At 63.5% G+C, this 21,022-nt stretch carries 17 protein-coding genes; 5 read left to right on the top strand and 12 right to left on the bottom strand.

All coding sequences use genetic code 11. The features are described 5' to 3' along the window. Positions 1–165 precede the first annotated feature (165 nt). The 4 genes from E1748_RS26630 to gspI all read right to left on the bottom strand — a co-directional run bounded on the left by E1748_RS26630 (position 166) and on the right by gspI (position 5,791). A complete protein-coding gene (locus E1748_RS26630) occupies positions 166–2,427 on the bottom strand; it encodes a tetratricopeptide repeat protein (RefSeq protein WP_133650253.1) in 2,262 nt (753 codons plus the stop codon). 12 nt (positions 2,428–2,439) lie between these two features. Further along, entirely contained in the window at positions 2,440–4,653 is a 2,214-nt protein-coding gene (locus tag E1748_RS26625) for a tetratricopeptide repeat protein (RefSeq protein ID WP_133650252.1), read from the bottom strand. A 114-nt stretch (positions 4,654–4,767) separates the two neighbouring features. After that, positions 4,768–5,427 carry a PulJ/GspJ family protein gene (locus E1748_RS26620; protein ID WP_133650251.1) on the bottom strand — a complete coding sequence of 220 codons (660 nt, stop codon included), beginning with the start codon at positions 5,425–5,427 and terminating at the stop codon, positions 4,768–4,770. After that, a complete protein-coding gene (gene gspI, locus E1748_RS26615) occupies positions 5,411–5,791 on the bottom strand; it encodes a type II secretion system minor pseudopilin GspI (protein WP_240766793.1) in 381 nt (126 codons plus the stop codon). The genes E1748_RS26620 and gspI overlap by 17 nt, the downstream gene beginning before the upstream one ends. 397 nt (positions 5,792–6,188) lie before the next feature. Between gspI and E1748_RS26610 the strand changes: the two genes are divergently transcribed. Next, complete coding sequence (locus E1748_RS26610) at positions 6,189–7,001, top strand: hypothetical protein (RefSeq protein WP_133650249.1); 813 nt, start codon at positions 6,189–6,191, stop codon at positions 6,999–7,001. Here the strand turns inward: E1748_RS26610 and E1748_RS26605 are convergent. The 4 genes from E1748_RS26605 to E1748_RS26590 form a co-directional block, all read right to left on the bottom strand. Beyond that, entirely contained in the window at positions 6,991–7,599 is a 609-nt protein-coding gene (locus E1748_RS26605) for a TetR/AcrR family transcriptional regulator (RefSeq protein WP_205965299.1), read from the bottom strand. The two genes, E1748_RS26610 and E1748_RS26605, sit on opposite strands and share 11 nt — an antisense overlap. 122 nt (positions 7,600–7,721) lie before the next feature. Next, the gene (locus tag E1748_RS26600; RefSeq protein ID WP_166653632.1) at positions 7,722–8,000 is read right to left on the bottom strand and encodes a type II toxin-antitoxin system Phd/YefM family antitoxin; all 279 of its coding nucleotides are present in this window, start codon (positions 7,998–8,000) and stop codon (positions 7,722–7,724) included. 366 nt (positions 8,001–8,366) lie between these two features. Then, on the bottom strand, positions 8,367–9,467 hold the full coding sequence (locus E1748_RS26595) for an iron-containing redox enzyme family protein (protein ID WP_133650246.1): 1,101 nt from the start codon (positions 9,465–9,467) through the stop codon (positions 8,367–8,369). Positions 9,468–9,758: 291 nt separating this feature from the next. Continuing rightward, positions 9,759–11,456, bottom strand: a complete 1,698-nt coding sequence (locus E1748_RS26590; protein WP_133650245.1) for a fibronectin type III domain-containing protein — start codon at positions 11,454–11,456, stop codon at positions 9,759–9,761. Between the two features lie 281 nt (positions 11,457–11,737). Between E1748_RS26590 and E1748_RS26585 the strand changes: the two genes are divergently transcribed. Further along, positions 11,738–12,106: a VOC family protein gene (locus E1748_RS26585; RefSeq protein ID WP_133650244.1), complete on the top strand. Its 369-nt coding sequence runs from the start codon at positions 11,738–11,740 to the stop codon at positions 12,104–12,106. A 109-nt stretch (positions 12,107–12,215) separates the two neighbouring features. Here the strand turns inward: E1748_RS26585 and otsA are convergent, their stop codons facing one another. From otsA to E1748_RS26570, 3 genes are all read right to left on the bottom strand, one after another. Then, entirely contained in the window at positions 12,216–13,613 is a 1,398-nt protein-coding gene (gene otsA / locus E1748_RS26580; RefSeq protein WP_133650243.1) for an alpha,alpha-trehalose-phosphate synthase (UDP-forming), read from the bottom strand. Between the two features lie 10 nt (positions 13,614–13,623). Beyond that, the gene (locus E1748_RS26575) at positions 13,624–13,905 is read right to left on the bottom strand and encodes an HU family DNA-binding protein (protein WP_133650242.1); all 282 of its coding nucleotides are present in this window, start codon (positions 13,903–13,905) and stop codon (positions 13,624–13,626) included. Positions 13,906–14,226: 321 nt separating this feature from the next. Continuing rightward, positions 14,227–15,693: a purine-cytosine permease family protein gene (locus E1748_RS26570; RefSeq protein WP_133650241.1), complete on the bottom strand. Its 1,467-nt coding sequence runs from the start codon at positions 15,691–15,693 to the stop codon at positions 14,227–14,229. Positions 15,694–16,185: 492 nt separating this feature from the next. Between E1748_RS26570 and E1748_RS26565 the strand changes: the two genes are divergently transcribed. Both E1748_RS26565 and E1748_RS26560 read left to right on the top strand, forming a co-directional pair. Beyond that, positions 16,186–16,815: a zinc-ribbon domain-containing protein gene (locus E1748_RS26565; protein ID WP_133650240.1), complete on the top strand. Its 630-nt coding sequence runs from the start codon at positions 16,186–16,188 to the stop codon at positions 16,813–16,815. A 289-nt stretch (positions 16,816–17,104) separates the two neighbouring features. Further along, entirely contained in the window at positions 17,105–17,917 is an 813-nt protein-coding gene (locus E1748_RS26560) for a mechanosensitive ion channel family protein (protein ID WP_133650239.1), read from the top strand. Positions 17,918–18,129: 212 nt separating this feature from the next. On the opposite strand, the gene E1748_RS26555 is transcribed toward E1748_RS26560, so the two are convergent. Beyond that, on the bottom strand, positions 18,130–18,777 hold the full coding sequence (locus E1748_RS26555) for a VTT domain-containing protein (protein ID WP_133650238.1): 648 nt from the start codon (positions 18,775–18,777) through the stop codon (positions 18,130–18,132). 236 nt (positions 18,778–19,013) lie between these two features. Between E1748_RS26555 and mutL the strand changes: the two genes are divergently transcribed. Beyond that, positions 19,014–21,011 carry a DNA mismatch repair endonuclease MutL gene (gene mutL, locus E1748_RS26550; RefSeq protein ID WP_133650237.1) on the top strand — a complete coding sequence of 666 codons (1,998 nt, stop codon included), beginning with the start codon at positions 19,014–19,016 and terminating at the stop codon, positions 21,009–21,011. Positions 21,012–21,022 lie beyond the last annotated feature (11 nt).

Below are 21,022 nucleotides of genomic sequence, written 5' to 3'. Positions count from 1 at the left end.
CGGCCGATAGCGGACGCGACAGCCCGCCAAATCCCGACGAGGTTACGCAGCGACGATGGCAGTCGTATTTACGATGTTACTGACATATCGCGCTATGGATTCCTGATAAACGTACGTACCTTTTGCCATTCTTTTGCCATGCGAACGACACAGGTGCGGTCCGTTTTATTTTTCCGTTTCGGTTTCCGCTGCGCGTTCGCGCAATGCGTCCGCGACGCGCGCGATCACCGTGCGCCAATCCCCGGGCGCCCGCTGACGGAACAACGTGGCCTGTGGATACCAGCGGGTATCGTCGCGAGCGAGTTGCCAGCGCCAGTCGGGGACGAACGGCAGTAGCATCCACACTGGTCGCCCGAGCGCACCGGCCAGATGCGCGATCGACGTGTCGACCGAAATCACCAGGTCCAGCGATTCGACGAGTGCGGCTGTGTCGGAGAAATCGCGCAAGGTGTCACCGAAATGCAGTGCACCGCTCTGCGCCAGCGCGTCGCTGTCCGAGGGACGTACGACTTGCTGCAAGCTCACGAACTGCACGTCGAGCGCGAACCATTCGGTGAATTGCGCGAATGCGATCGACCGGTTGTGATCGTTCGTGTGGTCGGGATTGCCGGACCATGCGAGCCCGACACGCAACCGCTTCCCCGTTTCGCGAACCGCGATGCGTTCTCGCCATTGCGATACGAGCTGCGGATCGGCATGCAGATAAGACGATGTCGGTAGCGGCTCGGCGTCGCACCATCCCGCAGTGGCAACTGCGAGCGGCAGACTCAGCATCGGGCAGTGAAAATCGAACGCAGGCAACGGTTTGCCGTGCGGAATCAGCGTAGCGACGCTGTCGAGCGTCGCGAGTAAGCCCATCAACTGCGTCGGCGCTTCGAGCACCACGTGCGCACCGTGCGCAGCGATAACGCTTACATAGCGGCAAAACTGCAACGTATCGCCGAAACCCTGCTCCGCGTGCACAAGCAACGTCTTGCCCGCGAGCGGGTGCTGTCCCAACCACAGCGGCGAATTGAAATGACGCGCGCGGCGCGCAGCGGCCGGATCGAGCCAGCGCGTTTCGTACTCGCGCCAGCCCTGCAAGAAATCGCCGAGCAGCAGCTTGCAGATCGCTCGTCCTGTCAGCGATTCGGCATGCGTCGGTTGCAATTCGATCGCGCGAGAAAAGCAATCGAGCGCTTCGTCGTGACGGTTCATGTGTTGCAGCGCGCTGCCGCGATGAAACCACGCGGGTGCACAGTCGGGTTCGTGCAGCGTCGCCTGCGTGTAGCTCGCGGCCGCGTCGTCGTAGCGGCCAATCTGCTGCAGAAGATTGCCGCGCACGCCCCACGTGTCGGCGCGCGTCGGCGCGATCGCCAGGGCGCGCTCGTAGCTGTCTAGCGCGTCGTCGTAGCGATGCAACATATGCAGCGCGGCGCCGCGATTGCCGAGTGCGTCGGCGTACTGCGAATCGAATGTAAGCGCACGATCGTATGCCTCCAGCGCGTCGTCGTAGCGCAGCAACCCTTGCAGCGCGTTGCCGCGAGTCAACCATGCGCGCTTGTCGTCCGCGACCAGCCCAATTGCGCGATCGCAGTATGCGAGTGCTTCAGCATGATGTTGCAGATGCTCGTGTGAAATACCGCTGCCGAGTATCGCCTCGAAGTGCGAAGGTGCGAGCCGCAATGCAGTGTCGAAGCTATGCAGCGCCAGCGCATCACGTCCAAGCTCCTGCAATGCGACACCACGCAGGCACCAGATGTCCGCCACCTCAGGCTGCAATTCGAGCGCGCGGTCGTAGCTGCGCAATGCTTCCTCGTGGCGGCCGAGCGCGCTCAGCGCGTTGCCGCGATTCACGTGCGGCGCGGATACGCGCGGTGCGATCGCAATTGACCGGTCGACGCTCGCGAGCGCATCAATGAAACGGCCCAGCTTCAGCAACGCCTTGCCGCGATTGGCCCAAGCTTCCGCCGACGACGGATCGAGCGCGAGCACGCCTTCATAAGCAGGATCGCATTCGGCGTAGCGTTGCAGACCGAGTAACGCATTCGCGCGCGCGAGCCGCGCGGCGAGGCTGCGTCCATCGAGCCGCAACGCGCGATCAGCCGGCTCGAGTGCATCGCCGAAACGTCCCTGCGCATTCAGCACGACCGCGTAGTTCGCCCACGCCCAGCCCTGCTTCGAATCGACCCGCACCGAACGCGCGATCCATTGTTCGGCCGTCACCGGATCGCCCTGACCGAGCGCGACGAGGCCCAACACCTGCAACGCGTCGAACTGGTCGGGCATTAGCGCCCGTACTGCTTCGCACGCGCGCTTCGCTTCGTCGAGTGCGCCTTCCTGATAGTGACGTCGCGCGCGCAGCACGCCCTGCATGATTGCGTCGCGCACGATGCCGCCGGGCATCGCCGCGGACGCTGAAGGCGTGCTGGTCTGCTCGCGTCGCATGCAGCGAATCCGTCAGCGCGCGGCAGACCACTCGCGCAGCGCCGGCACGAGTTCGCCGAGCACGTCGCTCCAGTCCTTCGGCGTGCGTTGCCGGAACAGACGCGTATGCGGATACCACGGGCTGTCGCTGCGCTCGGCGAGCCAGCGCCAGTCGCAAGGCGTCGGCAACAACACCCACGAAGGCTTGCCGAGCGCACCAGTCAAATGCGCGGTCGACGTATCGACGGACACGACGAGATCCAGCGTATCGATCAGCGCCGCAGTGTCGGCAAATTCGCGCAGCCCGGTGTCGACCTGACGCAGCGGCAGCGTCGCGAGCGTCGCTTCGTCGTCGACGGGTACCTGCTTTTGCAGGCTGATCCATTCGATGTCGAGATCGAACAGCGGCGCAAGCGTGGCGAGCGCGATCGACCGGTTGTGGTCGTTGACGTGCTTCGGATTGCCGGCCCACGAGAGCCCGACTCGCGGCCGCCGTGCCTCTCCCAATTGACCGCGCCACTGCGCGACACGCTGCGGATCAGTCGACAGATACGGCACCGTCGCGGGCACAGTCTCGAGTTCGGTGCGCAGCGCGAGCGGCAGACTCATCAGCGGGCAATGCAGATCGAATGGCGGCAGCGTTTCGCCCTTCGTCACCAGCTGATCGACGCCGGGCAGCGTCTGCATCAACGTCGTGAGACCCGGCTGCACTTCGAGTACGACGCGCGCGCCGAGTTGCTTAACCAGCGCCGCGTAACGACCGAACTGCAGCGTGTCGCCGAAACCCTGCTCCGCATGCAGCAGCACCGTGCGCCCCGCGACCGGTTCGTCGCCGAGCCACAGCGGCTGCGGGAATGCCCGCTGATTCGCGAACACCTTGCGGTCGCGCCAGCGCCATTCGTATTTCTGCCAACCTTCCGTGAAGCGGCCACGCGCCAGCAGCAGAAAACCAAGTGCGCAGTGCGGATCGACGTATTCAGGATCGACTTCGATCGCGTGCTCGTACGCGTTGATCGATTCGTCGGGCCGGTTCATTTCCTGCAGCAGATTGCCGCGGTTGAACCACGCCATCGCATAGCGCGGATCGGTGGCAAGAATCGCGTCGCTCTCGCTCAGTGCTTCGTCGAAGCGGTTCAGATCCTGCAGCACGTTCGCGCGGTTCAAATGCGCCTGCGCAAAATCCGGCTTCAGCGCGAGTGCCGCCTCGTACGCATCGAGTGCATCGTTGTGACGCCGCAGATGACGCAGCAGACTGCCTCGGTTGCACAGCACCTCGGCGACGCCCGGGTCGAGTTCGATCGCGCGATCGTAGCTCGCAAGCGCCTCGTCGCGGCGCTCGAGATGGGCAAGCGCGTTCGCACGCGTCGCGTACGCTTTTGCGTGACCCGCCTCGAGCGAGATCGCGCGGTCGCAGCGCGCGATCGCTTCGTCCATCCGTTCTAGCCGTTCCAGCGCGACCGCGCTGTTGTAGATCGCTTCGACAAAATCCGGTTGGCTCGCGATCGCTTCATTGAAGCTCGCGAGCGCCTCCTGGAAGCGACCGAGATCGACGAGCGTCATGCCGCGCAGCGACAGCACCTGTGCGTAGCCCGGCGCAAGCGTGAGTGCGCGATCGTAGCCTGCGAGCGCTTCGTCGTAGCGCTCCAGTTCACGCAGCGCGTTGCTGCGGTTCACATACGATTCGAACGATCGCGGATCGACCGTCAGTGCACGATCGTAGCTCTGGATCGCCTCCTGGAAGCGGCCGAGGCCACGCAATGCGGCACCACGATTGCACAGCGCGTCGAGCAATGTCGGCGCAACGACGAGCGCGCGGTCGAATGTCTTGACCGCCTCTTCATGACGCTCGAGTTCGACGAGCGTGTTGCCGCGGCGAATCAGTGCATGCAGATGGACCGGATCGAGCGCGAGTGCGGCATCGAACTGCACAAGCGCGGCTTCGCGTTGACCTGCTCCCGCGAGCACCGAACCCAAGTTCGCGAGCGGCAGCGGCATCGGCTGGATGGCGATAGAACGGCGCATCAGCGTTTCGGCTTCACGTGTGCGACCAGTCTGGTATTCGAGCACACCGTATAGATGCAGTGCCTCAGCGTTGTCCGGCGACGTCGCGAGAATTGCGTCGTACAGCCGACGCGCATCGTCGAGGCGACCCTGGTCGTGCAGTGCCTTCGCCCGCGCGACTGCCTGCGCGGCGGAAACCTGCGGCGCGGCGGCATGCGACCCGGCCCGTTCGTCTACTGTGCTCATGGTCGTGCAGCCTCGTTGCGAATGGCGATTCGGCCGAGCTTAGAGACGCGACTTAACCGGCACGTGACCGATGTTGCGAACAATCCAGCTCATGATCAGCCACTGGCCGAACTTCTATTCACCGAGCATCACGGTGCGCGTGTAGTCGCCCGTTTTGCCGAGCGTGATCGAGAAGCGCAGTCCATGTGGCAGCGACACTTCGCGCGTGGCAAGCGTGCTCACCGCGTACTGCTTGAGAAACAGCGCATACGAGGCATCGATCGCCTCCTGACTCGACGTCCACCCCCCCGGCGCCAGAAACACTGCCAGCTTCATCGACCGCACATCATCACTCGCAGTCACACTCGCGAAGTCATCCATGTGATGCAGCTCGTCCGCGAGTTGCGACAGTGTTTCGAGCGGCTGCGACGCGCTGCGCTGAAGCTGATGCCCCACCAGTCGATAACGCACAATCTGCACGCGACTCGCTCCATTGCCCGCGCCTAACCGCCGCACCAGCACAAGCTCATCCGGCCGGATGCGCAACGGCGCCCCGCCCGTTTCATTCGGCGGCACGAGATTCAGCATGTCGTATTGAAGCTGCGAGAAATAGCGCCCCAGCAGGCGCGTCTGCGTGACGCTGGAAACGATATCGTCGCGTCCGCGGATCGTCGCGTCGAGACCACGCCATGACAGCACCGCGAGCATCGCGAGCAACGCGATCGCGACCAGCATCTCGATCAGCGTGAAGCCCGCGTGTCTGTGCGTGCGGCGTCGGCTAACGCTGTCTTTCATCCTGCACCTCGGTCGTCACGGCGGCGAGTACGTTTGTGCTGCCGGCCGATCCGTACACGCGAATCGTCACTTCGCGCAGCAACGGTGTGCGCGATGCGCGCACAGTCTGCCGGCACACGAAGCGATAGAGTCCCTGCGGACACGAGAACGTCTGCTGCCCGATATCGGGCCATGTTCGTGCGATGCGCACGTCGGCGAGCCCGTTGTCCGCGCTCCACAACGCAAGCGTGCGAGCCCTCGCGGTCTCGGTGTCCGTCGCCATTGAACCGACCGCGCGCAACGCCGCGCCCATCGCGATCGCGACGATCGCAAGCGCGATCAACACTTCGATCAGCGTGAAGCCCGACGACCGTACGGCGCGCACACGGCAAAAACGACGAACGCGGATGGAAGCTACGGCAGGAAGAGTCATCGCTCGCTATCTATCCGGCATACGGGAAGCGGCACAGGAATCGCGAAGGAAGGAAAGCACTTCGCAGTGAGCCGGATGAGCGTAGCCAGTGCACGTGGCATAACCATGTCCGAATCTACACACGACCGACAACCGATGACGAAAGTGATGAGAGCGATGAAAGTGCGCTGTACTTACAATCCTTCATCGCATCGTCGCGGACGCCGCTTACTCTGCGGTGCGATGTCCGGTAACCGGCAACAGACCGGCGCGTGCGGCGTACCGCCGTCCGCCGCGCGAAATGGAAACGGGCAACGCGGGCACGACCTGACCGCGCCCGGCAACCGTCCACCTGCACGCACCACACGTCATGAAAGAAAATCCGGTGCTAGTACGTGCACTTCATCCGCTCGAACCGCGGATGGCGACCGTCGCGGAATATCTGGCCGATTTCCCCGACGACAGCTCCGAGTTGCACACGCCGCACACGTCGCATGCACCGCCGCGCTGTCCGCTGTGCGGTGACGAACTGCAGCTCGTGCAGTTGCGCGATCGCGCGCATACGCGCTACTTCGCTCACATTGCACACGAGCGGCCCGCGTGTCCGCTCGTCAACGATGCGCTGCCCAACCCGCTGCTCGTCGATGCGCATGCAGTCGATCCCGATCACGAACGCGTGCGTCGCGATGAATTCGCGCGTCACTGGCGTCAGCATCTCCATGCGATCCGTCAGCAGGTGCCCGGCTTCACCGCCGTGCGCCTGACGCGCGTGATCGAGCATGCCGACGTGCTGCACGTATGGGCGTGGCCGACGCTCGTTCAGGCCGACCTGCCGTATATCTTTCTGGTGCTCGCGGAATTCATCGCGACGACACCTGGCGTGCCGCAATCGGCGTGGCTGCGCTTCTGGTTCGACGCGTCGGTGCATTGCGTCGGCGATCTGCGCACGGGACGTGCGGGACGCGCCGCGCCGCGGCTGTTCCGGCTGCGTTACCGGCCGCCGCGTGTGTCGATGTTCCCGGGGCCACAGCATCTGCTCGCGTGCGACGAGGTGCCGATGAACGCCGATTTTCTATCGCACGGTGCGGCACGTCTCACGCGCGCGGAAGTGATGCTGGTCGAGAGTTTTCTGGGGCAGTCGGTGCCCGCGCACGATACGGCGCCGTCGCCGCTTATGCGGTAGCGGCGCTGCTGCGTGCAAGCGCGCCGACGACCAGTTGATGCGCGACGTCCCATGCGAGCATCGCCGAATCCGGCTTGCCTGAGATCTGCGCGGTCACGGTCGCCCCGTCGATCAGGATCAGAAACTGCCCGGCGAGATGCGCGGCGACAGCGGCGGAAAAGAGTTCTTCGAGCAACGTACCGAGCAATTCGGTGACGTGGCGTTTCTGTGCGGCGGATGCGCGATGGATCGCATCGGCGCGATCGGGAAACTCGGACGCGGCGTTGATGAACATGCAGCCGTAAAACGTCTTCTCGCTGAACCACGCTTCATGCCATTCGAACACGCCCTTCAGACGATCGAGCGGCTGCGCGTAGCGGTCGACGAACGCGCGCAGCGAGTCGGCCGCACTCGCCTCGCGCTGCCTGAGTACTTCGACCACGAGTTCGGATTTCGACGGGAAGTGGTTGTAGAGCGTCATCTTCGCGACGCCCGACTCCGAGATGATGCGATCGATGCCGACCGCGTGGTAACCCTCTTGCGAAAACAGCTCAGTTGCCTTGTCGATCAGCACCTGGCGTTTGTTGGCACCTTGAGCGGCACCGTTCTTCTGCGTCAATGACATTGTTCTTTGCGACCGGACTGCGATGCGTCCGGCTGGTATCGATTTCAGAGTTTCGCGGCCGTTGCCCACCGCTCGACTGCACACATATCCGGCCGCTCACGCGGCCGGGTCCCACATCATTTGCCGCTGGTCGATGCCACGACAGCCGGCCAGTTGCTTTTCGCTACGTGCATCGCCGCTTCCGCTGTATGTACCGTATGCACCGGCACATCGGTCCGCGCGATGCTCGTATTCATTTCGATGTCCTTCAGTTTGCCGATCAGCTCGGCCCATTGTTCGATCGATACGAGACAGGCTACCGGCCGTTGATGACGCATGACGACCAGAGGCCGGTCGCCGACGTCGCGCAATGCCTTCGACGGATTCTTGCTTAGATCGCGTGTGGTAATTGCCATAACCCCTGGCGTCGACCAGTTTTCCATGTCAACCCTCTTTCTCGAGCAAAGATTTCCAACGGAATAAAGCCGTCGGTCTCGGTGCGTATTTCCTCATGCGTCTCATGTGATTCGCGCATGTTGCTGCGGAAACAGCAGGTAAGGCATCGTAAAGAAATGAAATACTCCGACGCATTCTATACAGAAGGGTCTGGTTAAGCGATGGGCGAAAACGGTGTTTTTATTGAATTATTTTTGACATTGCCATTCAATTGTCTTACATCGCTGAATGCGATCAACATGCACCAAAAAAGCCGCTCCGGTGCCGCGCAATGCGACGCCGGAGCGGCTTTTTTATCGCTATGACGAAGACTTGATTGAACGCGGTCAGGCGACGTTCAGCAGGTTCGCGTGCAGGCGGTCGTAGTAGTCGGCGCAGGTATTGAGGCGCCATTGCGCGCCCATGTGGATGTCGGCCATCCGCTGCGGAAAGCGCTGTGCGAGCGGCACGATGACGTTCGACAGCCAGCCCTCCGCATGCACGACGTCGATGCTCACGTGCTCGTCGTAGTAGTCGAGTTCGCCGTGTGTGCCGAGGCCGACGCGCCGGCAGCCGCGCGTGAGCTTTTCGTACTGCGACGGGTCGAGCAGTTCGGTCACCGCCATCACGCCAAGCGAGCGGAACCCATGGCTGCGATTCAGCCCGGTCATCATGAAAACGTTATAGCCCGCGAGTCCTTGCCATTCGAGCGACGACGCGTGATCGTCGACGGCTTCGGGAATGCCCGTCGACAGCAGCAGATTGCGGAACAGCGCGACATGTCCGCGACGCGGATCGCCCTTGCCCGCTTCGTCCCAGAAGTTCTGCGAGAGTTCGCCGCGCACCGACGGGTCCGAGCCGAGCAGCGCCAGTACGATCAGATCGAAGAAGCGGATGTTCAGCGCGCTGTCGCTGCGAAAAAACGCGGCGAGCTGCGCGGGCGTCGCGTCATGTTCGAGAAAATCGAACAGCGGATGATGCGACGCGCGATGCGCCGCAGAATCCGCGCGAATCGCTTCGACGAGACCACACGCGTCGTGCACGTTCGCATCGAGCGGTTGCGTGCGGCGCAGTTCGGCGGCGAACCAGCGCCGCTCGATCGCCCCGCGCAGGCGCGTGAGCCACGGGTTGAACTGGTTCGCGCAACGCTCGCTCGCGGCGGGCGCGACGTGCAGTTCGTAGAGCGCGAACAGCACCGCGTGCGCCTGCGTCAGCGCCCACGGTTCGTCGCGTTCGAATGCCGCGTCGAGGATATCGTGGAGTTCGTTCGAGAGCGCGTCGAATGCGTCGGCACTTGCATCGAAGCGTGCTTCCAGTGCGTGATCTTCGATCAGCGTGCGGATCGTTGCGGCCAGATCGTCGATCGGTTGCGCGAAATCAAGCGGATGCAGTTGCGGGTGGAACGGCGCATCGACCACGCGTTCCGGAGAGACCAGGACACTGTTCATGAGACACCCCGATGAAGCACGCAATCTGCGTTGCGTACGTAATGTGGAGGAGAGGAATTGGGATCGTCGAACGCATCGCTACGGACTTCGTTTTAAAGCTTTAGTCCGCTTTTTCCCGTCACGTAGCGCGCAAATTGTGTCGTCGGGGTATTTCACTTGCATGTCGAAACATGCGAAACACGGTGTATGTTTTGAGCGCTTCGCTAAGCGCGAAAAACCGCCACCGTCCATCGGGACGGGGCGGTTTTAACGCTTATAGAGGCAGGCTTTTTTGAACAGCGTGGCGCGCGTCTAGCGGCGGTGTCGATCCTTCGTCAGCACAACCGTCTCGAACAGCTCATACGTCGACGTCGGCGTCTTGTCCGCACCGGGCGCGTGATAGTAGTTCATCGTGATCGTCGTCTTGCCGCCCGCGTGACCGGGGTCGTGATCGAACACCGCGATGCCGTAACCCGTGCCGGTGTCGCGCCGCGCGGACCAGATCGCGTCTTCGAGCGCGTCGGCGTTATTGCGCACGAACGTGTTCGGGCTCGTCCCGGGGATCGGACGGTTCGGCTTCGTGAACACCTTCGCCTGCGCAATGCCGGTGGCCGTATCGTTGCCGTACGTGTCGAGCGGCGCGCTGGTGCCGCCACCGCCGAGTATCAGGTGGATCGTGCCGCGGCTCGTGTCGAACGTCGCATTCGGCGGATCGCTGGTGACAACCGGACGCGGCTGCAGCGTGTCCACCACCGCACCCGTCGTCGCATCGACGCCCGCATGATGATTGCACCCGCGCACCGGATAGCTGCGCTCGTAGTCGTGATCGTGGCCGCACAACACAAGGTCGACGCCGTATCGATCGAACAGCGGCAGCCACGCTTCGCGGATGCCCTTGTCCGAGCCATTGCCGGTCGACGAACTGAGTGCGTCCTGGTGCATCTGTACGACGATCCAGTCGATGTCGTCGTCGCACGACGCGCGGCGCAGCGTTTCCTCGAGCCAGCGCGTCTGTTCGCCGTGGCTGTAGCCGCGCACGTAGAACGACGTGCCCGGCTCGATCGGCGAATGACCGGTGCTCGCGGCAGGAACGAACGGCGCAGGCCCGGCGACGAACGCGGCACCGTCCTGATAGACGACGTCGTCCGCATCGAGCGACACGAACAGCACCGAGCTCACGCGGAAGCTATACCAGCGACCCGGAAAGTGCGTGCCGTTCTCGGGCAGCATATAGCGCGTGAGATACGAATCGATCCCCTGCGGTCCGTTGTGAAACTCGATCTCGTGATTGCCGGGGCACGGCATCCACGGACGGTTCGCCGCCGACGTCTGGTTGTTGTTGCCGAAGTCGCGCCACACGTCCGGTTGATGCGTCGGGTTCAGGTTCGCGTAGCAAAGGTCGCCGTTCAGCAGATGGAACAGCGGCTCGAACTGCTCGACGGCCTGCACCGCGAAACGACTCTGCGGATACGACAGCACCCACGCGGTGTTCGGTGTCGCGAGATCGCCGTAGCTGGTCCAGCGAAACGGCGCACGGCCGCGCGGCGCGGTTTCGAAGCTCGCCGAAAACGGACGCGCGGCATTGCTGTCGTTGTCGGCGGTGACTTCGTACTCGTAGCGCGTCGCCGGCTTCAGGTCATGCACGCGCGCGTGGTACGCGAACACGACTTCGCCGTTCAGGCCGTCGGTATAGGTGCGCTGCACGCCGTGCACGGTGCGATGCTGCTCGCCCGGTCCGGAGATGCGGATGCGCGGATTCGTCGATTGCGCGAGCGTGACCCACGAGATCACGACCTCGCGCGTGGGGTCGCTGCCCCACGTCATGTGGATCTGTTCAGGTGTGCCATCCGGTGCAGTCATTGCCGCGCCGGTGGCGGCACGGCTCGCCGAAGCGAGCGCACCAGTGGCGGTGGCGAAGCCGGATGCGCCGGCGAGCTTCAGGAAGCCGCGGCGCGAGACGGCGGCGGCCAGTTCGGCTGCCTGCGCGTCGGAGTCTTTATCGTTGGACATGTGAGCGTTCTCGTCGTGGGGTGGCGAAAGGACGCGCACGCATGAGCGGCTGCGGCTGCGCGAACCGCACTGCGAACAATGCGGCTTCGTCCATTATTCGGCCTTGTGTGACGGGGCGATGTCAGCGGACGGGTTGTACCGGTCTGTCTGAGGCGATGAACTACGAAGTGAGCGCGTTACGAGCTTGTGGCGAACGCTATAGTGACGTCTGCGGAGAACGATGGAACCCGCTCAATCGTCGAGAACCAGAACGAAACACGATTCGAACAGGAGGAGAACTTATGTTTGACCACGTCGTATTCGGCGTCAGCAACTATGAAGCGAGCAAGACGTTTTTTCTGAAGGCGTTCGAGCCGATCGGTATGGCTGTGGTGCAGGAGGGGTCGCTTGGCATCGAAATGAGTGCGGACGGCAAGACTTCGTTGTGCCTGTTCCCGACCGACGAGAAGCCCGCCCGTCTTCACCTGGCGTTCGTCGCGGAAAATCGTCAGCAGGTCGATGCTTTCTATCGCGCGGCGTTAGAGGCCGGCGGCAAGGACAACGGTGGGCCCGGTCTGCGGCCGCGCTATCACGCGAACTACTACGCGGCGTTCGTGATCGATCCGGATGGGCACAACGTCGAGCTGGTTTGTCACAAGCCCGAGGCTTGAGCCTGCAATTGAGCGCGACGTTTGCGAGCGGGCTTCGCGCATCGGCGAACGTCCGCTTGAGCAGAACATCGTTAGCACATGAAGCCTGCATCGCCAGGCTAGCACGCTGTCAGTGCGCCGGCTCCTCGCCCGTCTGCTCAAGCGCTTCGAGAAAACTCGAACACCACCAGTGCACGTCCTGCTCGCGGATCCGCTTCATTAACCGTTCGTGCCGGTTGATGCGTTCGTCCTGCGGCATCGTCAGCGCGCGCTGGATGGCCTGCGCGGTGCCCTGCGTATCGTAGGGATTCACCAGCAGCGCGTCCTTCAACTGCTCGGCCGCGCCGGCGAAGCGGGACAGCACGAGCATGCCCGGATCGGCCGGATCCTGCGCGGCGATGAATTCCTTCGCGACGAGGTTCATGCCGTCGCGCAACGGCGTGACGAGCGCGACACGGCTCGCGCGATACAGCCCAGGCAGACGCTTGCGCGCCACGTTGCGGTGGATGTAGCGCACCGGCATCCAGTCGAGTTCGCCGTAGTCGCCGTTGATCTCGCCGCACAGGCTGTCCATCTGCCGACGCAGATCGTCGTACGCGCCGACGTCCTCGCGGCTCGGCGACGCGATCTGGATCAGCGTCGCGCTGTTGTGATTCTCGGGATACTGCGCAAGCAGTTCGCGAAACGCGTGCACACGCTGCGGCAAACCCTTCGAATAATCGAGCCGGTCGACGCCGATCAGCAAGCGACGCCGCGAATACTCTTCGCGCATGCGCGCGAACATCTCGCGTCCATCCTTGCCTTGCGCGAGTCCGGCGAATTCGTCGACGTCGATACCGATCGGATACGCACCGACCCGCAGCGTGCGATCGAATGCGCGCAGACGGCCGTGCTCAAGACGACTCGCGTGGGCTTCGGATTCGACGTAATGCGCGAAATGCGTGACGTCGGCTTCCGCCTGAAAACCGACGAGGTCATAGGCGAACAGCGAGCGCATCAACCACTCGTGTTCGGGGATGGCCGCCATGATCAACGGCGGCGGCATCGGGATATGCAGGAAGAAACCGATACGGTTCGTGCAGCCCATCGCGCGCAGTTCGGCGGCGAGCGGGATCAGATGATAGTCGTGAACCCAGATCAGATCGTCGGGCCGCAGCAGCGGCATCAACTTGCGCGCGAAGAGCTGGTTGACGCGACGGTAGCCCGCCGCGAAGCGTACGTCGAAGTTCGCGAGATCGAGCCGGTAGTGAAACACCGGCCACAGCACATCGTTCGCGTAGCCGAGGTAGTAAGTGTCGTAGTCGCGTTGATCGAGATCGAGCGTGGCGAGCGTGACGCGGCCCATGGTCTGCATGCGCACGTCGGATTGTCCGGCGGCGCCTTCCGTCTCGCCGTGGATTTTTCCGCTCCAGCCGAACCATAGTCCGCCAGTCTCCTGCAGACTTTCACGGACCGCCACCGCCAGACCGCCCGCCGCGGTCTTGCGCGGATCGGCGGTGCGGTTCGAAACGACAACCAGACGACTCATGTGAAGCGGCTCAGGACTGGCTGTTCACGACATCCTTGAATGCCTTGCCCGGCGTGAACTTCACCGTCTTCGCCGCGGCGATGGCAATGGCCGCGCCGGTGGCCGGATTGCGCCCGGTGCGCGCGGCACGCGAGCCCTGCGTGAAAGAACCGAAGCCGACGAGCTGTACGCCGTCGCCCGATGCGACTGCCTGCGTGATCGCGTCGATAACCGCTTCGATCGCTTCGCCTGTCGCAGCCTTGCTTGCACCCGTGGATGCCGCAACGGCGTCGATCAATTCCTGCTTGTTCATGGAGTCTCCGTGAGAGTCGTGCAATTCGATCGCGATGCGATACCGGTCCCCTGTTCACATCCCCGCAATGCCAGTATGGGTGGGCAATTGCGCGGACACAGGGGCCGCCCGCACATACCGTAACCCAAGCGGGGCGCCTTGCACAAGTCGCGTCGAGCCTGCTACACGGCTGTTCAGCACAATTGACCGGTGAATTGTCTGCGATGCGGCTGTTTCTACCGCATCGCGCGCTGCGTTCTGAGGAATAAACCCGGCAGATGATGCGCGTCGCGGTCTGTTCGCTGCGGTTCGGGGTCGTGCGCGTCACTCGCTACTTCGTTGCTACTTCGAAACCGCTTCCGTTCGTTCGCTCTGTCGAGCCGACGCAGGAGCATCGTCGCGCGGCAGGATCAGATGGTCGGGCGCCCGCGACACCGAGCGACGTGCGATGAAGAAGTACAGCAGCGCCGGCACCACGAGTCCGACGATCCACGAAATATCCGTCCCGCCGAGCCGGTCGACGAACGGCCCCGTATAGAACCCGCTCGAGATGAACGGCAGTTGCACCAGCACGCCGATCACATAGATCGTGATGCCGGTCGCGTTCCAGCGTCCATAGCGGCCGTTCGGGTCGTACAGCGCGGGCACGTCGTAGCGGTCGCGCGTGATGAAGTAGTAGTCGACCAGATTGATCGCGCTCCACGGCGTGAAGAACGCGAGCAGGAACAGGATGAACGATGAGAACTCCTTCAGGAACGCGTGACGCCCTGCAAGCGCGAGCCACATCGCCGCGCCGATCATCACGATCACGTAGACGAGCCGGCCGCGCTGCGAGAAACGGTTGTCGCCGCGAAAGCCGCTGACGATCGTCGCAATCGACATCACGCTGCCGTACGCGTTGAGCGTGGTGATCGTGATCTTGCCGAACGCGATCGCGAAGTACAGCAGCGCCGCGATCGCACCGCTCGCACCGAGTCCGACGACGAACGACACTTCGTGTCCCGAGAAACGCGCGCCGGCGAGCGCGGCCGCGAACACGCCGAACGTCATCGACGTCTGCGCGCCGAGCACCGAGCCTGCGCCGATCAGCCAGAAGGTCTTGCGTGCGGACGTGCTGCGCGGCAGATAGCGCGAATAGTCCGCGACGTACGGGCCGAACGCGATCTGCCACGATGCCGACAGCGAGATCGCGAGCAGAAAACTGCTGACCGTGAAATGGCGATTCGCGAGCAACGCGCCGACGTCGTTGCCGGTGAGCAACTGCGCGAACAGATACACGAACGCCACCACGCCGACGACACTCGCGATACGTCCCACGCGATGAATCAGCCGGTAGCCGAACACGGTGAACGCGACGATGACGGCGGTGAACAGCACGATGCCGGCTTCGTCGCCGACGTGCAGCAACTGCGCGACGGCCTGGCCCGCGAGCACCGTGCCGCTCGCCGAGAACCCGACGTACATCAGGCACACCAGCACGATCGGAATCACCGCGCCGTACACGCCGAACTGCACGCGACTCGAGATCATCTGCGGCAGGCCGAGTTGCGGTCCCTGCGCGCCGTGCAACGCCATCACCGCGCCGCCGAGCACCTGTCCGATCAAGAGGCCGATCAACGACCAGAACACGTCGCGGCCCAGCACGACCGCGAGTGCGCCGGTGACGATCGCGGTGATCTGCAGGTTCGCGGCGAGCCACAGCGTGAACTGGCTCAGCGGATTGCCGTGGCGTTCGGCATCGGGAATGTAGTCGATCGTCCGACGTTCAACGGCGCTACGCGTCGGCGCGCCTGGGTTGGGAGCAGCCATTCTTGTTGAGTCCTTGGTTTCGTCAGGGTCGTCGATTTCGTCGATTTCGAGATGACTGTATTCGGTCAAATTTGACTAGACAAGTTTGATGAGGGTCGGGATTTACCCTGGCGCAATCACACCTTGGGCGTGTTTTTTCCAGCCTTCGCGCCACGAAAAATGCGCTCGTCGTCTAGTCAAGATTCGATCGAATTGCACTCCAACGCTGCCTGTATGACACGCGATAGGCAGTTTTCAAAACTTCAGATTTGCCTGATCGCGGCTGCATAGAATCGGCTATTCGTCCGCACCGAAGTCTGCAACGGAACGGACGAACCGCTCCTCTGGTCGTTGGCCAGCCGGCGAAATCATCGCCTGCACGAAGCGCGATCGTGTGTCGCGTGCCGCCATGTCGCGAGGAGTCGGTGCCGCGCTGTCCCGTCAATGCTTTCGACCCGTCAAGCCGGTGCGCGTCCGCATCGCTCGCCGGCGAGTCCACAGGAACTCTGCTTCATGGCCCGCTCCGCCCCGACGCTCTCATCCCTGCCTCGCACCACTCGCGGCGATACGCCCGCAGCCTCGATCGGCATCATCGAGTCCGACACATCGTCGTCCTGCACCAGGCCTGCGCCGAAACGCCCGCGCCGCGATCCGAACGCGCTGGCCCGTCTCAAAGCGGCCGCCGAAGCACGCGGCGGCGAATGCCTCGACGACTTCTGCGCGAAGCTGCAGGCGAAGTACCGTTTCCGCTGCGCACATGGACACGAATGGCTCGGCTGGGGTCATCTGATTCTCGTCGGAAAGTGGTGCCGCGTGTGCGCGAACCTGCGCATGCGCCGCACCATCGACGATATGCAGGCAGCCGCCGCCCAACGTGGCGGACGCTGTCTCAGCACCGCCTATAGCGGCTGCGAATCGAAGCTCGCGTGGCAATGCGCGGCCGGTCACGTGTGGGAGGCGGCGCCGCGCAACGTCCATAGTCGCGGCACGTGGTGTCCGTATTGCGCGCGGATCAACCGGCGCAAGCAACCGGTCGAGCTGCCGCAGTCGCTTGAACCCATGCTTGAATCAGGATTGGAAACCGCGCTTGAGTTTGCACTTGAATCGGTGTTCGGCGTCGCGTCCGAATCTTCTTCGACGTAACCGGCAACCGCTGGAATCCGTCGCGTGCGGACCCGTGATCCCGCACGCGACGCTGCTCCCCTCACATGCATCGACACGCGTCGACAGCATGGCCGTCCGTCGATGCGTCGGGAATGATCCTTGCGCGTGCGGCGCGCGTCGGCTATAACTCCCTGGGATTCCGGGAGTCGCACCCAATCCTCCTTATCCGCGGCAGAGATCCTCCTGCCGTCGCGACACAGTTGTTCGCCGTATCGGAAGAAAGCGCAACGCAACGCAGTCAAACGCAACCGACTCTAGCGAGGACAACGTGGATCTCGAAACCGTACGCACATTCCTGATGACCCGAGGCATCGACTTCGGGACCAAAGTGGTCGCGGCGATCGCGCTGTGGATCATCGGCCGCTGGGTGATCAATCTCGTGATCGGTCTGCTGCGCAAGATGCTCGCGCGCAACGGACGTGTCGATCCGACGCTCGCGCACTACCTCGGCTCGATTCTCGCGACGGTGCTGAACCTGCTGCTGGTCCTTGCGATTCTGCAGGTGTTCGGCGTGCAGACCACGTCATTTGCCGCGTTGCTCGCCGGCCTCGGCCTCGCGATCGGCACTGCGTGGGGCGGGCTGCTCGCGCACTTCGCGGCGGGCATCTTCATGCAGGTGCTGCGGCCGTTCAAGGTCGGCGACTTCGTCACGGCCGGCGGCGTAACGGGCACCGTGCACGAACTCGGTCTGTTCGGCACGACGATCATCACACCGGACAACGTGACGACAATCGTCGGCAACAACAAGATCTTCTCCGACACGATCTCGAACTACAGCGTGCTGCCGGTGCGGCGCGTCGAGCTGACCGCGAAGATCGCGAACGGCGTCGATCCGCTCGATGCAGCGACGCGGCTGCGTGCGGCGATCGCGAAGATTCCGAACGTGGTCGAAAGCCCGGCGCCCGATGTCGAGGTACTGTCGTTCACGCCCGAAGGTCCACTGCTGTGCGTGCGTCCCTACACGCACACGGATAACTACTGGCAGGTCTATTTCGACACGAACCGCGCGATCGTCGAGACGTTCCGCGAAGCCGGCTATCCGACGCCGGAAACGCCGCTCGTGCGACGGAACGCGAGCTGAACGTAGTCACGCGTTTCTGCAAAAACAAAACGGCGTCGCGAGAGTTCGCGACGCCGTTTTGTTTTGTGGGTAAGGCTGATTGCGTGTGAGCACGCTTTGCCGGGACAGTCGCGTCTGAGCGACCGCGTCTCGCCAACCGCGCCTGACTCACCGGGTCTGGCCGAAAGCCTCCAGCCAACCGCTATCGCGGCCCACCCCGTGCCACCACACCGTCACTTCCGAAACATCTTCCACAACGCGCCGAGCACGACCGGCACCACAGCCGCCCCAATCCCCACCAGCACGATCACATTCAGATACTGACGAATAAACGGAATGTTGCCGAAGAAGTAGCCGAGCAGCACGAGCAGCAGCACCCAGAACAGCGCGCCCGCGATGTTGAACAGCTGGAAGCGGCGCACCGTCATCTGCGACGCGCCCGCGACGAACGGCGCGAACGTCCGCACGACCGGAATGAAGCGCGCGAGCACGATGGTCTTGCCGCCGTGCTTCTCGTAGAAGTTGTGCGTCTTCTGCAACGCGGTGCGGTCGAGGAAACGTTCCAGCACCGGGATGTGCGAGTCGAACACCTTCGAGCCGATCGACCGGCCGATCAGGTAGTTGACGGTATTGCCGGTGACGGCGGCCACGACGAGCAGCACGATCAGCAGACCGAGGCTCATCTCGCCGGTCGCGCAGAACGCGCCGCCGATGAACAGCAGCGAATCGCCCGGCAGAAACGGCAGCACGACGAGGCCGGTCTCGCAGAACACGATCAGGAACAGCACTGCATACACCCATGCGCCGTACTGTTGAATGAAGATTCCGAGAAACTTGTCGATGTGCAGGACAAGGTTCGCAAACTGTAGCAGCGTATCCAAGAAGCAACCTTTACGAATGGAGGAGATGACCGGCCCGTCGCTCAACATGCAGGACTGGCGGGCGGAGTGTGCTCGCGCGAAAGCACGAGCCGGAAAATCGACCGCGCCATGATACCGAAAGTGCCCGGGCGCGATAAAAAAAAGCCGGCGGGTCGGCGCATGCGTTGTCTGCAACGGGCGTTTTGCATGGTTTCGCGCGCCCACGGACGAATGGCACGAATCGCTATAATCCGTCCATGTCCGAAATTTCTGAAACCGCTGAAGGGTCCGCGAGCGCCAACGTGGCGACCGCAGTCCAGCCCCAGCCGCGCCGCGCACCGCACGCCGCGCGCGCGATCCAGCCGCTGCCCGATCAACTGATCAGCCAGATCGCCGCGGGCGAAGTCGTCGAGCGGCCGGCATCGGTCGTCAAGGAACTGCTCGAGAACGCACTCGACGCCGGCGCAACCACGCTGCGCATCCTGCTCGACGAAGGCGGCGTCAAACGCATCTCGATCACCGACGACGGCCACGGCATCCCCGAAGGCGAGCTGCCGCTCGCGCTGATGCGCCACGCGACCAGCAAGATCCGCTCGCTCGCCGAACTCGAATCGGTCGCGACGCTCGGGTTTCGCGGCGAAGCGCTTGCGTCGATTGCGTCGGTCGCGGAGATGGCGATCACGAGTCGCACCGGCGACGCGCCGCACGCGGTGCGCATCGACGCGCACACCGGCGTGCTCGCACCGGCGGCCGGCACGCAGGGCACGACGATCGAAGTCCGCGAGTTGTACTTCAATACGCCTGCGCGCCGCAAATTCCTGAAAAGCGAACAGACCGAACTCGGCCACTGCCTCGAGATGATCCGTCGTGCGGCGCTCGCGCGGCCCGACGTCGCGATCTCGGTGCTGCATAACGGCCGCGCAGTCGAACACTGGAACGCAACCGATCCCGCGACACGCGTCGCGAAGATTCTCGGCGACACGTTCGCGACCGCGCATCTGCCGCTTGATGAATCGGCTGGTCCGCTTGCCGTCTATGGCTGCGCGGGACTGCCGACCGCGAGTCGGGGACGCGCGGACCAGCAGTACTTTTTTGTGAACGGCCGTTTCGTGCGCGACAAGCTGCTCACGCACGCGGTGCGCGCCGCGTACGAAGACGTGCTGCACGGCGATCGCTATCCGTCGTATGTGCTGTTCCTCGATCTGCCGCCCGAAGCGGTCGACGTCAACGTGCATCCGTCGAAGATCGAAGTCCGTTTTCGCGATTCGCGGTCGATTCACCAGTTCGTGTTCCACGCGGTGCAGCGCTCGCTTGCGCGGCATGCGGGTGCGTCGCCGGAAACGACCGCGGGCGGTCATGCCGCGCATCTTGCCCCGGTCGCGGCGGATGGAGCGCTTGCGCCGGGAGGCGATGTTTTTTCGCGTGGGGGCCTCGGTGGCCTCAGTGGTTTTGGCTCAAGCGGTTCGCAGGCCCAACCCGGCAACACCTGGCTACGGCAAGCACGCATGACGCAGGGCACGCTGCCCGTCGCACAACCGCTCGCGCTCTACGACGCACTGTTCGGCCGTCGCGATACCAACGCCGGCACATCGCAAGGCACGACCACGTTCGACGCACGCGACAACGCGTCAGCACCTTTCGGATCGCCGGCCCAGGCATTCTCCGACGACGAACAGCCGCTCGGTTTCGCGCTCGGCCAGATTCACGGCATCTACGTGCTCGCACAGAATGCTCGCGGACTCGTGATCGTCGACATGCATGCCGCGCACGAACGCATCCTCTACGAGCAGTTCAAGAACGCGCTCGCGGATCGCACGATCGCCGTGCAGCCGCTGCTGATTCCGCTGTCGATGCCCGCCGACGCAATCGAGATCGGCGTCGTCGAAGAAGAACGCGACACGCTCGATGCGCTCGGCTTCGATCTCGCGGTGCTGTCGCCGACCACGCTCGCGATCCGCGCGGTGCCCGCGCTGCTGAAGGACGCCGATCTGCAGGCGCTCGCACGCGCAGTGCTCGCCGATCTGCATTCATACGGCGGCTCGCGCGTGCTCACCGAACGGCAGCACGAACTGCTCGGCACGCTCGCATGCCATCACGCGGTGCGCGCGAACCGTCGTCTGACGCTCGACGAAATGAACGCGCTGCTGCGCCAGATGGAAGCGACCGAACGCGCGGATCAATGCAATCACGGCCGGCCGACGTGGTACCAGCTGACGCTGACCGATCTAGACCGCCTGTTCATGCGCGGGCAATGAGGTCGCGGCGG

The organism is Paraburkholderia flava (assembly GCF_004359985.1).
Taxonomy (GTDB): domain Bacteria; phylum Pseudomonadota; class Gammaproteobacteria; order Burkholderiales; family Burkholderiaceae; genus Paraburkholderia; species Paraburkholderia flava.
The sequence above is the reverse complement of the archived record's forward strand: the minus strand, read 5'-3'. Positions and strand labels throughout refer to the sequence as shown.

Coding starts and splice junctions, on each gene's coding strand:
- E1748_RS26620 (WP_133650251.1), bottom strand. CDS start 5,427: ATGAAAGACAGCGTTAGCCGACGCCGCACGCACAGACACGCGGGCTTC.
- E1748_RS26585 (WP_133650244.1), top strand. CDS start 11,738: ATGTTTGACCACGTCGTATTCGGCGTCAGCAACTATGAAGCGAGCAAG.
- E1748_RS26600 (WP_166653632.1), bottom strand. CDS start 8,000: ATGGCAATTACCACACGCGATCTAAGCAAGAATCCGTCGAAGGCATTG.
- mutL (WP_133650237.1), top strand. CDS start 19,014: ATGTCCGAAATTTCTGAAACCGCTGAAGGGTCCGCGAGCGCCAACGTG.
- E1748_RS26570 (WP_133650241.1), bottom strand. CDS start 15,693: ATGGCTGCTCCCAACCCAGGCGCGCCGACGCGTAGCGCCGTTGAACGT.
- E1748_RS26610 (WP_133650249.1), top strand. CDS start 6,189: ATGAAAGAAAATCCGGTGCTAGTACGTGCACTTCATCCGCTCGAACCG.
- E1748_RS26625 (WP_133650252.1), bottom strand. CDS start 4,653: ATGAGCACAGTAGACGAACGGGCCGGGTCGCATGCCGCCGCGCCGCAG.
- otsA (WP_133650243.1), bottom strand. CDS start 13,613: ATGAGTCGTCTGGTTGTCGTTTCGAACCGCACCGCCGATCCGCGCAAG.
- E1748_RS26595 (WP_133650246.1), bottom strand. CDS start 9,467: ATGAACAGTGTCCTGGTCTCTCCGGAACGCGTGGTCGATGCGCCGTTC.
- E1748_RS26565 (WP_133650240.1), top strand. CDS start 16,186: ATGGCCCGCTCCGCCCCGACGCTCTCATCCCTGCCTCGCACCACTCGC.
- E1748_RS26575 (WP_133650242.1), bottom strand. CDS start 13,905: ATGAACAAGCAGGAATTGATCGACGCCGTTGCGGCATCCACGGGTGCA.
- E1748_RS26630 (WP_133650253.1), bottom strand. CDS start 2,427: ATGCGACGCGAGCAGACCAGCACGCCTTCAGCGTCCGCGGCGATGCCC.
- E1748_RS26590 (WP_133650245.1), bottom strand. CDS start 11,456: ATGTCCAACGATAAAGACTCCGACGCGCAGGCAGCCGAACTGGCCGCC.